The sequence below is a fragment of the Nocardia albiluteola genome (assembly GCF_018860155.1).
Lineage (GTDB): Bacteria > Actinomycetota > Actinomycetes > Mycobacteriales > Mycobacteriaceae > Nocardia > Nocardia albiluteola.
The window spans coordinates 1-14,198 of the sequence record NZ_JAHKNI010000032.1 but is presented as its reverse complement, the minus strand read 5'-3'; the positions used below and the strand labels follow the sequence as shown (position 1 = coordinate 14,198).

Here is a 14,198-nt window from a genome sequence, read left to right as displayed (position 1 = left end):
GCGGCCACCAGTGCGGACGACACCATCGCCGACGACCTGGAGTCCGCGGCCACACGGGCATACGGACGCGCGGACCATGCCGCCGCCGCCGCGGCCATGGAACGCGCGGCCGAGCTGACCATCCACGTGGAAACCGGCACCCGACGCCTGATCGGCGCGGCCACGGCAGCCGCGATCGCCGGAGATCTGCATCGGACCGATGCGCTGGTGCGCCGAGCAGGCCGGAGAACGGTCAACGAGACCGACGCCCCACGACTGGCCTCGCTGAGAGCCGTCGTCGAGGCCGAATTCGGTTCCCGGCACACCGCCGCGCGCCTGCTCATCGACGCCGCCGATCGGGCGCCGAACGAGGCGGCGGGCCCCATGCTGGTCGACGCGGTACGCAATGGCTTCCTCGTCGGCGATGCCGAACTCACCACGCGCGCAGCCACCATGCTGCACCATCGCCACGGCCCCAACCGAGTGACCGAGGGCCTGCTCGGGTTGGCCCGAATGCTCGGCGGTGACGACGAGTTCGCATTGCCGCGATTGCGTACGTGCGCCGAGTACGCGCACGCACACTCGGCGGAACTCACCCAGGACGAGCGGATGAACGGCGCCGCAATGGGTCTCATGACCGGTTTCGACCACGAGGCCCGCGACCTGCTCGAAACTCTCGTGGCCGAAGCACGCGAACAGTCGACCCTGGGTACGCTGCCGCTACGGCTGCACTACCTGGCCTCCGCCGAATTCGCGACCGGCCACACGCGCGACGCGATCGTGCACGCGGAGGAGGCACTCACGCTCGCGCAGTCCATCGGCTTGCACCACCAGATGGACGGCCCGCGTTGCGTTCTCGCATGGGGCGCGGCGCTGTCCGGTGACGAGACGCGCTGCCGCGAACTCGCCGAACCCGCTCTCTCGGCCGCGCTCAACCGTCGCGAGTCCGCGACCGCGGCGCTGGCCACTACGACGCTCGCCATGCTCGACCTGGGTGCGGGCCGCTACGAGCTGGTCTTCGATCGGCTCGAATCCGCCGCCCGCGAACCGATGTTCGTGGCCGCGGGCTTCACGGTGGCCGTGTCTTTCACGCCACTACGCGTGGAAGCCGCCGTGCGCATCGGCCGGACCGACCACCTCACCGTACCCCTCGACCGATTCCGCCGCTGGGCGGTCGCCAGCGGATCCCCCTGTACGAATGCGGTGTACGAGCGCTCCCTGGCGCTGGCCGGTCCCGCCGACGAAACCGAGGAACACTACAACGCAGCCGAGCGCCTGCACGAGCAGGGGGGCCGCCCCTTCGAACGCGCCCGCACCGCGCTGCTCTACGGCGAATGGCTACGCCGCGGCCAGCGTAAGGCAGAGGCCCGCACTCGCCTGCGCGCCGCCGCGGGAACCTTCGACCAGCTCGGCGCACACGTCTGGGCCGACCGCGCCCGCGCCGAACTCCGCGCGACCGGCGACACCAGCGGCCGCCGGCCCACCACATCCGTCCTGGATCTGCTCACATCCCAAGAACTTCAGGTCGTCCGGCTGGCCGCCCGGGGCCTGTCCAATCGCGAGATCGGCGGCCAGCTCTTCCTCAGCCCACGCACCGTCGGCTACCACCTCTACAAGGCCTATCCGAAACTCGGTGTGGCGACCCGCGCCGAACTGGCCGCCCTCCTCCACGAATCACACTGACCGCGTCCCGTTCCCGGGGGCTTCCGGCCACCTGGCCATCTGGAACCGACCAGTTTGCTTAGGTAGGCTCAGCCGAGTGCTATACGGGCGTGCCGAGGAACTGGCGCTGATCGATCGTCTCCTGGCCGACGTGCGCACCGGCCGCAGCGGGGCGCATGTGCTGAGCGGCCCGACCGGGATAGGTAAGTCCGCCCTCCTCGACTACGCCGCCACGAAAGCCCAGGGACTACGCGTGATTCGCGTGTCCGGCATAGAGCTGGAAGCCGAGCTCCCCTTCGCAGGTCTGCATCTTTTGCTGCATCCCGTGCTGGACCGCCTCGGCGCCTTGCCCGCGCCCCAGGCTGTGGCGCTGCGCAGCGCCTTCGGTCTGGCCCCGGCCCAACCCGGCGATCGCTTCATCGTCGGTCTCGCCGTGCTGTCCATGCTGGCCGAACTGGCCGAGGACGGACCGGTGCTGTGCCTCGTCGACGACGCCCAGTGGCTCGACCGATCCTCCACCGAGGCACTGACTTTCGCGGCCAGGCGCCTGCACCACGAGGGTGTGCTCCTGCTCTTCGCCGTGCGCGGCGACGTCCGCGATACGGCCGGGCTCACCGCCCTCGGCACCCGGGAGCTGACCGCGCTCGATCCCGACACCGCGGCCACCCTGCTCGACGAACTGCATCCGGAACTGGCGCCACCGGTGCGCGCCCGCATGCTGGCCGAAACCGGAGGCAACCCGCTCGCCCTGGTCGAACTCCCGTCCGCGCTCAGCGCCGAACAACGCACCGGCACGGCACCGGCGGGCTCCTACGACCTGGCCACGCTGCCACTCACCACCCGGGTACAGACGGCGTTCGGCGCACGGGCCGTAGGGCTGGACGATGCAGCCACCGCCCTGCTGCTGATCGCGGCCACCGAAGAGACCGGCCGGCTCGAAATCGTACTGGCCGCCGCAGCCGCCTATCACGCGGGACCCGCCGAGCTGACGCGCGTGGAGGACTCGGGATTGCTTGTGCGCCATGATGATCGGGTCACCTTCCGGCATCCGCTGGCCCGCGCGGCGGTGTTGGGCGCCGCTCCGGCACACCGTCGGATGGAGGCACACCGCGCGCTCGCCACGGCGCTGGCCATGTGCGGCACCATCGAAGCCGATGATCGAGCGGCGTGGCATCGCGCCGCGGCTGCCACCGGGCCCGATGACGACATCGCCGCAGCACTGGAAGCCGCCGCCGACCGGGCCTCCGATCGAGGGGACCATGCGCTCGCGGCCGCGGCGATGGAGCGTGCGGCCGCGATGACCGTCGATCCGGTCGGCGGCACACGCCGCCTGACCTGCGCCGCCAAGGCGGCGGCAGCAGCCGGCGATCTGCGGCGGACCGCTGCTCTGGTCCGTCGAGCGGCCCGCGGGCCGCTCGACGAGAGGGACGCACCACACCTGGATCACCTGCGTGCCATCGTCGAATCGGAATTCGGTTCCCGGCGCCATGCCGCCCGCATGCTGATCGACACGGCCGACCGGGCGCCGGCCGACCTGGCGGGAACGATGCTCGTCGACGCGATCCGCAATGGCGTACTGGTCGGCGATCCCGAGCTCACCGAGCGGGCCGCGACGATGCTGCAACGGCGCCGAGGCCGGACCCCGATCAGCGAGGGCATGATCGGCATCGCCCGCATGCTGGGTGGCGACGACGAAGCCGCGCTGCACCGGCTGCACGCGTGCGCGGCTTACGCGCATTCCCACTCGGCGGAACTGAGCCCGGACGAGCGGATGAACGCCGCCGCCATGGGCCTGATGACCGGCCTCGACGTTGAGGCCCGCGACCTGCTCACCGCGCTGGTCGCCGAGGGCCGCGAGCAATTCTCGCTCCGGGTGCTGCCCATGCGGTTGCACTATCTCGCCTCCGCTGAATACGCGACCGGTCACCATCGCGATGCCACCGTGCATGCCGAGGAAGGGCTAGCGCTGGCCGACTCCGTCGGCCAGCATCATCAAATGGACGGCCTCCGTAGCATTCTCGCCTGGGGCGCGGCGCAGTCCGGCGATGAGCTGCGCTGCCGGGAATTCGCCGAGCCCACCCTCGCCGCCGCCCTCGATCGCGGCGAACTCGCCACCGCCCTGCTCGCCACCGCCGCGCTCGGACTCCTCGATCTGGGCGCGGGCCGCTACGACCGGGTGCTGGACCGAATCGAGTCCGCCTCCCGCGGTCCTATGGGCGGCCACTACATGTCGGTGTTCTTCACACCCATGCGTGTCGAGGCCGCGATGCGCACCGGGCAGCCCGAGCGCATCGGAGGGTCGCTCGAACGCCTCCGGCGCTGGGCGGACGCAAGCCGATCACCCTGGATCCAAGGCGTTTACGCACGGTGCCTGGCCCAGATGAGCTCCGGCGACGAGGCCGAGGCACACTTCGCCGCAGCGGTGCGGCTGCACGAGAAGGGCGATCGGCCCCTCGAGGCCGCCCGCTCCGACCTGCTGTACGGAGAATGGTTACGGCGCGCCCGGCGCAAGACCGAGGCGCGCACGCGTTTGCGGGCGGCCCTGGAGACCTTCGAGCGGATCGGCGCGAAGGTCTGGGCCGATCGGGCCCGCGCCGAACTGCGCGCCACCGGCGACACCGGCCGGCAACCGGCCGGCGCGTCGGTGCTGGATCTGCTCACGCCGCAAGAGCTTCAGGTGGTCCGCCTGGCGGCGCGGGGACTGTCGAACCGCGACATCGGCGGGCAGCTGTTCCTCAGCCCCCGCACCGTCGGCTACCACCTCTACAAGGCCTATCCGAAACTCGGTGTCGCAGTCCGGGCCGAACTATCCGCACTGCTCGATCAGTTGTAGCAGTGCCGGTCCCGGGTCAGAACCGATAACGCAGGATGCGCGCCCCCTGACGGGACAGAGCCCTGCTGTGAGCCATGGACCGGGTGAGCCCGCGCAAGGGCTGCGGCCAGTCGGCGACTTCGGGTGCACGGGTGAGGAAATCCTCATCGACGAGGGTGAGCCCGGCGCCCCAGGTCTCCGGTTCGCGGGGGTCGTCGAAACCCGCCGCAGCGGTGATGCCGAGCGCCTTGATGGTGGGGTGATATTTCATCGCCCACGCCGCGAACCGCGTATAGCCGTTCAAGGCAATCTCGCCGGTACCGAAATGGTCTGTGAGAGCGCGGGTCAGGACGTGGAACGCGGTGCCGGGCAGGAAGGGTATCAGCCCCTCGGCGACGATCATGGCCGGACGGTCACGCGGTATCCCCGCCAGCCAACCTGCGGCGGTGATGTCCGCACCGACGAGATGGGAAGGCTCCGAAAGGAATTCCGGACGTAGGGCGATCACGTCCGGGAAGTCGACGTCATACCAATCGATTCCGGACGCCGGCTGACAGCGATGCATCCGGGGATCGAGCCCACAGCCCAGATCCAGCACCACCGCATCGGGATGCGCGGCAGTGAACATCCGGACGGCATCGTCCAATTTCCGGCTGCGAAGGGCCGTTTCGTAGGTCAGGCTGTCCTTGATCTTCAAAGTGGCGAAGTCGTAGTCGATCCGATCCGCGATTTCCGCGGAGCGGGTGTCGCCCAGCATAGGGATGGGCAGCCTGCTATCGAGAGCCTTGGCCCACAACGTGATCAGTAAGGTTTGCTCGAGCTGATTCAGATCCAAACGGGTACGCGGCGGAGTCACGCGATGCTCCGGAAGGTCGCGAGCACGTTGAGCCGGTGCAGATTCCGGCACAGCACGAGGAGTCCCTGGACGGCGAACTCCGTGGGCACCGCGTAATCGCTCAGCGCGGCAGTAAGACTCGGTGTCAGCGTCTCGGCCCACGGGTCGGTGACTTGTGCCTGAGTCTGCTCCAGCGTCAGTCCCGAGGCGACAGCCGAGGCGACTTCGTCGTGGAGCTGCTCCAGATATCCGATCAACCAGTCGACCGCCTCGAGCGCATCGCCCATCGGCCCATGCCCCGGCACTACGATCGCCATGTCCGGCAACGTTTCCCGCATTCTCCGCAGGGATGCGAGATAGGGCTCGGGCCCGCCCTGCAGCAGCATCGGCGCAATGCCCGCATGACAGACGTAGTTGCCGGTCCACGCGGTGCGGGTATCCGGGACGTACACAACGGTGTCGCCCGGACCGTTACCCGGCCCGAACTGCCACAGCTGCACGATGCGGCCACCCAGATCGACCTCGGCGAAATCATCGAACACCACATCCGGTGTGCGCCAACGGGTTACCGCATCGAATTCCGCTTCGGCCCCGTACATGTTCCCGGCGCGCTGCCGCTTCTCGTTGCCGAGATCGGACATGTTCTCCTTGTTCAGCCGTGACGAGATCACCACCACTTCGCCCGGAAAGGCGGCATTGCCGAAGGTGTGATCGCCGTGGTAGGTCGTGTTCACCAGATACCGCACCGGCCGATCGGTCAACTCGGCCGCGTGCACCTGAATGCGCTCCGAAATGCTCGGAGTGATACCGGCATCCACGACCAGTGCCGCGTCCTCCCCCGCGATGACGCCGTTGTTGTCCTTCGGCGGCAATGTCGCCATCAGCGCGAAGACCCCGTCGTCGAATCGATGTGCACGGTGTTCGAGACCCACCGGTGAGAGGTTCGGTCCCTGATATCCCTCGGGTCGCTCGCCGAGCTCCCGGTCGGGTACAGCATGGGCGTTCATGTCATTGCCTTTCGTCGAGCACGGTGTGCCCACCCGACGCTAGGAAACGACGGCGCCGATGGAATCCGTCGAACGACTGGGGTCGACGGCGTCGCTGCCGGCCCCGGTTACCTGATTGTTCACGCACCGCCCCGAATGTCTTGCGCCGTCTAGTTGATTCAGTTAGAACTGAAACAACTAGACGGAACTGGAAAGGACGGTGCTGATGGCACAGACGGATCCGAAGCAGGTGCTCGAGTGGGTCGAAAAGGTCGCGATGTTCTGCGCTGTCGAGTACGGAGTGCCACCCATCGCGGGGCGCATTCTCGGATGGCTGATGATCTGCGATCCCGCCGAGCAATCCGCCGATGAGATCGCCACGGCGATCGGAGCCAGCCGCGCGTCGCTGGCCACCAATATGCGGGTCCTGACCGACGCCGGTTTCATCCGGCGGCGCACCAGACCAGGCGAACGCTCCAACTACTACCGCATGGACGACCGCGCCTGGGAAACCGTCGTGCAGCGGCGCATTGCCAGCCTCGCCGAATTCCGTGGCATTACGGCCGAAGGTATGGAGCTGGCCGGCGGTGCGGGCACCCCCGCACGACGGCTACAGGCCGCACACGACGTCTACGACTGGATGACCGAGCGGCTCACAGCGGAACCGCTTCCCGACACGAAGGAACAAGGCGAATGACCAAGCAACACGATACCGGTCGGCACGCGATCATCGCGGGCGGTGGCATCGGCGGACTCGCCGCGGCCATCGGCCTGCGCCGCGTCGGATGGTCGGTGACCGTGCTGGAGCGAGCGGGCGAATCGCGGGAGGTCGGCGCGGGCTGGTCCTTCGCGCCGAATGCCTTGAAGGCCATCGACGCCCTGGGCGTCGGCGCGGAATTCCGCGCCATCTCCCAGCCGTCCGAGGCGGCGGTCAACCTGCTGACACCGGCCGGAAAATACCTGATGAAGTTCGAAAAAGGCCGCGATACAACACTTTTGGCGAACCATCGAGGCGATCTGCAGCAACTGCTGCAGTCTCACCTCCCTACCGACAGCGTGCGCACCGGGGCGGAGGTCACCGGGGTCGAGCAGACCGATGCGGCCGTCACGGTGACCTACCGGACCGGCGACGACATTCATCGTCAGACCGCCGACGTCCTGATCGGCGCGGACGGAATCCACAGTGCGGTGAGGACTTCCGTCTGGCCGCACACCACGGACCCGGTCTTCCAGCGCATCCTCGTCTGGCGCGGGGTGACCGCGCCCGGCTCCGTCTGGCCGGTGGACGGCTTCCAGACCTGGGGACGCGGCGTGCGCTTCGCCGCGCATCCGATCTCCGAGGAGCGCGTGTTCTGGTTCGTCGCCATCCGCCAGCCCGAACCGCACGTGCACTACGACGATGACATGGCCGAAGTCGTCGAGCGCGTGGGTACCTGGCACGACCCGATTCCGAAGCTCGTCGCGGCGACGCCGCCGCAGTCGCTGCTGCGCAACGATGTCTCCGACCTCGACCCACTGCCCGCATATGCCAAGGGCCGCGTGGTTCTCCTCGGCGACGCCGCACACGCCATGACGCCGTTCCTCGCCCAGGGCGCCTGCCAATCCCTCGAGGACGCGACCGTCCTGGCCGCCGAACTCGCCGGCGACGCCGACATCCCCGCCGCCCTAGCCCGTTACGACAGCCTCCGCCGCCCCCGCACCCAGACCGTGCAGCGCGGCGCACGGCAGGACCCGTCGATCAGCCTCTCCACCAATGCTTTCGTCTACGCCACCATGACCCGGCTCACCGCCCTGGTCGGCAGCCGCATTGCCGCCCGCAAGACCGCACACCTGTGGAACTGGACCCCACCGAGCCTCGACGGCCACCCCGTGACGACCGGAACGGGGCGATAGCATTGTGAATCCGCTGCCCTTTGCGGCCGTTGGCAGGGGTCGCTGATCGCGGCGGTGGCTGCTGCGAGAGCCAACCGAAGCCGGGGCAGTCCCCGCTTGTACTGTCCGGATCAGTTAGGGTCGGCGCTGGTGCCAGACTGGAGACTGGCCCGTCGGTTCGATTGGGAGTTGGCAGTGAGCTCGTTGTTCGCGGTGTTCCTACCGCTCGCGCTGGCGTTGGTGATGTTCGGTCTCGGTTTGGCGTTGACCACGGCCGATTTCGTTCGGGTGCTGCGTTATCCGAAGGCAACGGTAGTGGCGCTGGTGTGCCAGATGGTCGTGCTACCGGCCGTGTGCCTGGGCTTGGTCTACCTGTTCCGGCTCGACGGTGCGGTGGCGGCGGGTATGTTACTGGTCGCGGCGTCACCGGGCGGGCCCTCGGCGAATCTGTTCAGCCATGTCGCAGGCGGCAATGTGGCGCTGAACATCACTCTGACGGCAGTGAATTCGGTGCTGGCAGTATTCACCCTGCCGCTGTGGGTGGGCCTGTCATATGCGCTGTTCCTCGACGGTGACGCCGGAATCGGCTTGCGCCCAGATAAATTCGCGCAGGTATTCGCGATTCTGCTGGTGCCGGTGGCGCTGGGCATGTGGGTGCACCACCGCTTCCCGGGCTGGTCGCAGCGGATGCGCGGCAGCGTGAAGGTGGCATCCATCGTGGTGCTGGCGCTGGTGGTCCTGGCGGCCGTGGCCCGCGACTTCCACACCCTCACCTCCCATATCGGCGCGCTGTCGGCGGTATGCCTGACGTTGGCGATCATCGGCCTGGCGGTCGGCTACTACGTGTCCCGACTGTTCCGAATCGAGACCGACCAGGCGATCGCGGCCGCCATGGAGATCGGAATCCACAACGGCGCGTTGGCTATTGCCGTGGCCACTTCGGTGCTGCACAGTACGGCGCTGGCGGTGCCCGGGGCGGTGTACGGGGTCCTGATGAATGTGCCTGCCGCGGCTGCGGCGTATTTGTTCGCCCGGCGTAGTCGGTCTGCGTCGGTGCCCACTGCCGTTTGAGGGCAGAGACTTGCCCCGGATCGCCGACGTCACTCTACCCATATCAATTCGAGTTCAGGCGGCAGCGTTCTGTACATGTCCTGACCCTGACGGAGATCGACGCGTGTCATGTACCGTTGACTAGCGGCTCGAACAAAGAGGCATGCTGTTCGCCGTCAGCAACGCCACGACCGCCTGGTCACGCACGTTCGCGTGCACCGGACCGTAGATCAGCAGTCGGGACTCCAGGAAAGCGAGTCGATGTACTCTCTGGCACGAATAGCGCGCACGGGCATCGTAATGTTGTGTCTCGCAATAGGTCTGGTCGCAGGGCAGACCGGGACGGCGATGGCCGACAAGGGAGACCGGGATCCGGTACTGGTGATCGGCGGTATCGCTGCCGATCGAGCGCGGCTGGAAACTCTGCGGGTTTGGCTAGGCGATCACGGATACTCGGCCTTTTCGATGGTGTTGTCCGGAAATCCCACTGGGACAGCGCCGATCTCGGAGTCGGCGCAGGCGCTGGCCGATAAGGTCGCCCACATCCGGCAGCAGACCGGGGCGCGGCGAGTGGATCTGGTCGGTCACTCCATGGGCGGTCTGGCGCAACGTGACTACGTGAAGTTCCTGGGCGGGATGGATTCGGTCGGAACCTACATCGACTACGGCACGCCCGAAAAAGGTGACGATCTCGGATCGGTGTGCTCCATGGTGTCGCCGGGCTGTCGGGATCTGGTGCCGGGCTCGGAATTCCTGACTCGACTCAACAAGGCCCCCATGGTGCCGGCAGGTTTGACCGCCTACCACTTCTTCTCCGAAAGCGCAGGGGCGGAAAAGAATCCGCTGAATGGAGCGACCAATGCGAGCATCCAGTCGTTCTGTCCCGGTCGCACGGTCGACCATGGTCAGGAGCCGATCGACGGCGCACTACAACAGTTGATCGACTCAGCCCTGCGTGGCGCGCCACTGGCGACGAACTGTCCGTAAGCAAGGAGACTGTGCCGCTTCCGACACCCTGTCGGCCACGTTGCGTGAGATAGACCGAGATCAAACTGAAAACCGCAGTGACAGACACGCCCCCCAACGTGCCGACCAACGTAAGCCATGCTGCACTCCCCTGGGTCATCCTCGAACAGTATCCGCCTACGCCGAATGTTGGAGAATAGCCCAAACATTCGACGTGACCGGCGGTCAGGTCAAGCAAGTTGCGTTGCTCGCTCTTGGGCTAGAACTGTCGCGCCGACCACGCGCCACCCAGCATTTCAGGATGCTTGTGTCGGCTGAAGTCGAGCTGCGGATATCGGCTGACGAGCGCGGAGGGCGCATGACTATCGTGAGGCGGTCTGGTTCGCTGGCACGAGGTCGGTCGAGGAGTTGTCATACCCGTGCAGATGGAGTTGGTGGCGGTAACGCTTGATTGCGCCAATCCGGAGGCGCTTGCCGAGTTCTACAGGGAGGCCACCGGTTTCGAGTTGCATCCCAAGTCCGGCCCCGACTTCGCGGGCCTGAACCGTGCGGACGGGCTGTTCCTCGGATTCCAGCGGGTCGATGGCTATCAGGCGCCGCAGTGGCCCGCTCAGACCGTGCCCCAGCAGATCCACCTCGACTTCAAGGTCGTCGATCTCGACCAGGCCGAGGCCAAGTTATTGGCCTTGGGCGCGACAAAGCCCGACTATCAGCCGGCGGGAGACTGGTTCCGTGTCCTCATCGACCCGGCCGGGCATCCGTTCTGCCTGACCCTCCGGTGAAACAACCTCTGGCCGGTTTGGTGGCCTACCGAAACCACCCTGCTTGCGGCAGTACAGGATATTCAGCGAACGGTCTGGCCGATGGCCCTCAAGACATCGGCAAGCCACACGAGGTGATAGCCGAGTACTCGGTTCTCGTCCGCGAGTAGATCGCGTAGGTGCTGCCAGGACTCCGAGAGCTGGCCGATCGTCAGATCGGACGGCGTGTTGTAGACGTCGTAGAGCTCCTCGGCCGGAATGGACCAGAAGACGTCCTGATCGAGGGTAATGGACTGTGCGGTCGCCATGGCCTCGACGTGAGCCAACACTAACTCGAATGCGTTGCGCAGCTCAGAGAACGGCACGGTAAGGGGGTCTCCGCTCACGATCATCATCATAGGGTCTGCCGCCTGGGCCGGGCACCGACATTCGGCGCTGGGCTACCTGACACCAGCCGAGTACGCTGCGGCCTGCACCCACACCCACCACCCGGTGGCCTGCGAGACCAACTGAACACGGAACGAAATCACCTGGCTCTATTCCTGGGTTGATCCGGCCCCCGGAGAGTGAGCCGCTCTTACGAGAGTCGAGACTCCGGTTGGGTAGCGTGCCATAGCATCTCATACTCGTCGGGGCTGAGGTGGCCGAGGTAGCTGTGGAGGCGTTCGACGTTGTAGAAGTTATCGATCCAGTCGGCCATCGCTATGGTCAACTCGAGGCTCGTGGGCCACTTCCTGGTGTTCAGCAACTCGGTTTGCATTCGCCCCCAGAACGCCTCGATGGCAGCGTTGTCGAAGCAGTCGCCAACGGTTCCGAAGGAGGGAATCAGATTGTGCCGGCGAAGGTTCTCTCCGAACGACCAGGATGTGATCTGAGTGCCGTGGTCGGCATGCAATATAGCGCCGTGGTATCTTTTCCGTTCCCGGACGGCCATATTCACCGCATTATTGACCAGAGCTGCGTCCGGGATTGTAGAAAACGACCTCCCGACAACCTTTTTGCTGAAGCAATCGAGAATCGCGCAGCAATAGACCTTTCCATCACGAGTGGGATGCTCGGTGATGTCCGTGCACCACAGCTCGTTCGGCTTGTTCGCGACGAACATGCGGTTCACCAGGTCCGACGGCGTATGAACACCCAGCAGATTCGGTTTCCGTCCCTTCTGGAGCGGCAGACCCGAGAGCTGCAACTCGCCCATGATCGAGTGGATCAGCTTATGATTAACCATCATGTCGCACTCGCTCAGCAACGCTGCCTGAATCCGCCTCCGCCCGTATGTTCCACGAGAACGCAGGTGGATCTTGCCGATCTCGTCGGCCACAATCGTTCGCCGCAGGAACCGAATCGATAACGCTGGCTTGCGCAAGCGATGAAAAGTGGCCCGGTTCAATCCGACGATACGGCAGGCCGCTCGGCCCGAATGCCCACGCGCGATCAGCCTTTCGACGATCGCGTATTTCCTTTTGGGGAGATCACCACCTGCTCGTCGAATAGTTCACACGCGTCTCGGGTGAGCTTCAGCTCGGCCTCCAACTGGGCAATCCGGCGATGCGCCGAGGCCAACTCATCGGCCTCGACGCTCGGCACGCCGTCACGGACTCCCGCATCGACCAGTGCCTGAGCCTTCCATTTGAACAGCGTCGCCGCGGAAATCCCTGTCTCAGCAGCGATCTCAGCGACCCGTTCCCCAGCGCGCAGTCGCACACACACCTGCCGGCGCACGGACTGCGGATACGATTTCGGCACTATGACCTCCTGACGGTCAGTCTGCCGCAACTCTCACAAGGGTGGTCTCCCTTCCGGGGGCCGGATCAACTGGTCTCGTCATCGGGGACCGCTCACACCCTCAACACCAAGTCATGCATTCGCCGACGCGTCTGTGGCCGGTTCGGTCGGCGCGGTCCGCGGCACTGCAGGGCGTTCTCCAGCCGCTGTCGCAAACCGCCCGCAGGCACGAGCGTGGGCAGACCAGAGCGGGGGCGACTCGCAGCGATGGCTGCGGAGGATTGGCGTTGTCAGGCGGCGCCGAGGAGGGTGCTGCAGCTGGACGGTGTTGAACTGTCCATCGACACTGTAACCGATTGCTGCCGTTGGAAACTCGCAATCAATTGGGATGCGCGTCGAACCTCGTTTCGGCAGGATGGGCGGCATGGGCTGGACCTTCACCGAAGATGTTGAGCAGTATCTGGGGGCGGCTGGCGAGTTTCTGCGGTCTCGACCTGCCGAACACAATGTCGCGTTGACCGTGAGCGCTACCGTTGCCGCCGGCAATGCGCCCGGGTACCCGAACCCGCCGCTGTTCGGCTGGTTGACGCGCGACGGTCGGGTTGGCGGAGCGCTCGTGCACACCCGGCCCTTCCCACTGGGCCTGTTCGGACTTGCCGCGGCCGATACGGCCGAGTTGATCGCGGTGCTGAACAACACCGGTTGGGAAGTCGACTGTGTTGCCGGCCCAGTCGGTGTCGTGCGCGCATTCGCTGAGGCTACGCAACGTAGATCCGAGGTCGTTGGCCACCAGCTTCTCTACCGACTGGGTGGGCTGGTGGCGCCCCGCCCAACGGCCGGGCGGGCCCGGCTTGCTCAGCAATCCGACCGGGCGGTGCTGGAGGATTTGACCAAGGTGTTCGCAGAGAAGGACACCTCAGTGTCGTTCGATCAGGTCGGTGAGAGGTTGTCCTACAACGGCATCTGGTTGTGGGAGGTCGACGGACTGCCGGTGTCGGTCGCCTCGCTCTCGCGCAGCGTTGCCGGGATCGTGCGGGTCGGCTTGGTGGCCACCCCACCGGAACATCGCGGACACGGCTACGCGGCGGCGGTGACGCACCATGTGTCGCGAGTCGCGTTGGAGACAGGAAACCATGAGGTTCTGCTGTTCACCGACAAAGCGAATCCCACGAGCAACGGCATCTACCAGCGGTTGGGCTACGAGGTCGTCGAAGAGCAGATCCAAATGCGGTTCGGCGCAACCTAATAGGGCAGTCCCTGTTGGGCCGACTGCGAGATACACATTCATTAACCGGACTCCGATCGCGGACCAGTCACAGCTCGCTGAGAGGTACCCAACCTCGGCAAAGGAATTGACAAGAATCTACGGAAATGTCGAGTCCAACCATCGTGGTACTGGATCGGGCATCGAAACCGCTCTCTCATCGGCTACTTAATACTGGCGGTAGGGCTCGTTCCCGGCCAGGATCGGGTCCAGGTACCCGGCGAGGTCGCTCTCACATCGGCTGCCCACCAGTGGGTTTGGTGTGGCTCTCTCATGGCGTGCGTCC

The 14,198-nt window shown here is 66.0% G+C and carries 13 protein-coding genes; 8 read left to right on the top strand and 5 right to left on the bottom strand.

What is annotated here, in order from left to right; translation table 11 throughout:
* The coding region (locus KO481_RS42410) for a helix-turn-helix transcriptional regulator (RefSeq protein ID WP_215924399.1) at positions 1 to 1,662 on the top strand (1,662 nt) is incomplete at its 5' end.
* Positions 1,663 to 1,738: 76 nt separating this feature from the next.
* Positions 1,739 to 4,474, top strand: coding sequence for a helix-turn-helix transcriptional regulator (locus tag KO481_RS42405; RefSeq protein WP_215924397.1), 2,736 nt, complete (start codon positions 1,739 to 1,741; stop codon positions 4,472 to 4,474).
* 16 nt (positions 4,475 to 4,490) lie between these two features.
* Here the strand turns inward: KO481_RS42405 and KO481_RS42400 are convergent, their stop codons facing one another.
* A complete protein-coding gene (locus KO481_RS42400; RefSeq protein WP_215924395.1) occupies positions 4,491 to 5,309 on the bottom strand; it encodes a class I SAM-dependent methyltransferase in 819 nt (272 codons plus the stop codon).
* A complete protein-coding gene (locus KO481_RS42395; protein WP_215924393.1) occupies positions 5,306 to 6,295 on the bottom strand; it encodes an MBL fold metallo-hydrolase in 990 nt (329 codons plus the stop codon). The genes KO481_RS42400 and KO481_RS42395 overlap by 4 nt, the downstream gene beginning before the upstream one ends.
* Positions 6,296 to 6,500: 205 nt before the next feature.
* Here KO481_RS42395 and KO481_RS42390 point away from each other — a divergent pair, with 205 nt between their 5' ends.
* The 5 genes from KO481_RS42390 (at position 6,501) to KO481_RS42370 (ending at position 10,944) form a co-directional block, all read left to right on the top strand.
* Positions 6,501 to 6,971, top strand: a complete 471-nt coding sequence (locus tag KO481_RS42390; protein WP_215924391.1) for a GbsR/MarR family transcriptional regulator — start codon at positions 6,501 to 6,503, stop codon at positions 6,969 to 6,971.
* Positions 6,968 to 8,167 carry an FAD-dependent monooxygenase gene (locus tag KO481_RS42385; protein ID WP_215924389.1) on the top strand — a complete coding sequence of 400 codons (1,200 nt, stop codon included), beginning with the start codon at positions 6,968 to 6,970 and terminating at the stop codon, positions 8,165 to 8,167. Before KO481_RS42390 ends, KO481_RS42385 begins: the two co-directional genes overlap by 4 nt.
* 174 nt (positions 8,168 to 8,341) lie before the next feature.
* A complete protein-coding gene (locus tag KO481_RS42380; RefSeq protein ID WP_308167005.1) occupies positions 8,342 to 9,217 on the top strand; it encodes a bile acid:sodium symporter family protein in 876 nt (291 codons plus the stop codon).
* 360 nt (positions 9,218 to 9,577) lie between these two features.
* Positions 9,578 to 10,183, top strand: a complete 606-nt coding sequence (locus KO481_RS42375) for an esterase/lipase family protein (protein WP_308167003.1) — start codon at positions 9,578 to 9,580, stop codon at positions 10,181 to 10,183.
* Positions 10,184 to 10,587: 404 nt separating this feature from the next.
* Positions 10,588 to 10,944 carry a VOC family protein gene (locus KO481_RS42370; protein ID WP_215924403.1) on the top strand — a complete coding sequence of 119 codons (357 nt, stop codon included), beginning with the start codon at positions 10,588 to 10,590 and terminating at the stop codon, positions 10,942 to 10,944.
* A 62-nt stretch (positions 10,945 to 11,006) separates the two neighbouring features.
* Here KO481_RS42370 and KO481_RS42365 read toward each other — a convergent pair whose 3' ends face one another.
* From KO481_RS42365 to KO481_RS42355, 3 genes are all read right to left on the bottom strand, one after another.
* Positions 11,007 to 11,309 (bottom strand): hypothetical protein, encoded by a 303-nt coding sequence (locus KO481_RS42365; protein ID WP_215924385.1) that lies wholly within the window; start codon positions 11,307 to 11,309, stop codon positions 11,007 to 11,009.
* Positions 11,310 to 11,500: 191 nt separating this feature from the next.
* Positions 11,501 to 12,358, bottom strand: coding sequence for an IS3 family transposase (locus tag KO481_RS42360; RefSeq protein ID WP_308167006.1), 858 nt, complete (start codon positions 12,356 to 12,358; stop codon positions 11,501 to 11,503).
* Positions 12,358 to 12,669, bottom strand: a complete 312-nt coding sequence (locus KO481_RS42355; protein WP_215924383.1) for a transposase — start codon at positions 12,667 to 12,669, stop codon at positions 12,358 to 12,360. Before KO481_RS42355 ends, KO481_RS42360 begins: the two co-directional genes overlap by 1 nt.
* A gap of 403 nt (positions 12,670 to 13,072) precedes the next feature.
* Here KO481_RS42355 and KO481_RS42350 point away from each other — a divergent pair, with 403 nt between their 5' ends.
* A complete protein-coding gene (locus KO481_RS42350) occupies positions 13,073 to 13,894 on the top strand; it encodes a GNAT family N-acetyltransferase (protein ID WP_215924381.1) in 822 nt (273 codons plus the stop codon).
* The last annotated feature ends 304 nt before the right edge of the window (positions 13,895 to 14,198 follow it).

What these genes read in the sequence shown, in the direction of transcription:
- KO481_RS42395 (WP_215924393.1), bottom strand. Translation starts at nt 6,295, where the DNA reads ATGAACGCCCATGCTGTACCCGACCGGGAGCTCGGCGAGCGACCCGAG.
- KO481_RS42350 (WP_215924381.1), top strand. Translation starts at nt 13,073, where the DNA reads ATGGGCTGGACCTTCACCGAAGATGTTGAGCAGTATCTGGGGGCGGCT.
- KO481_RS42370 (WP_215924403.1), top strand. Translation starts at nt 10,588, where the DNA reads ATGGAGTTGGTGGCGGTAACGCTTGATTGCGCCAATCCGGAGGCGCTT.
- KO481_RS42390 (WP_215924391.1), top strand. Translation starts at nt 6,501, where the DNA reads ATGGCACAGACGGATCCGAAGCAGGTGCTCGAGTGGGTCGAAAAGGTC.
- KO481_RS42385 (WP_215924389.1), top strand. Translation starts at nt 6,968, where the DNA reads ATGACCAAGCAACACGATACCGGTCGGCACGCGATCATCGCGGGCGGT.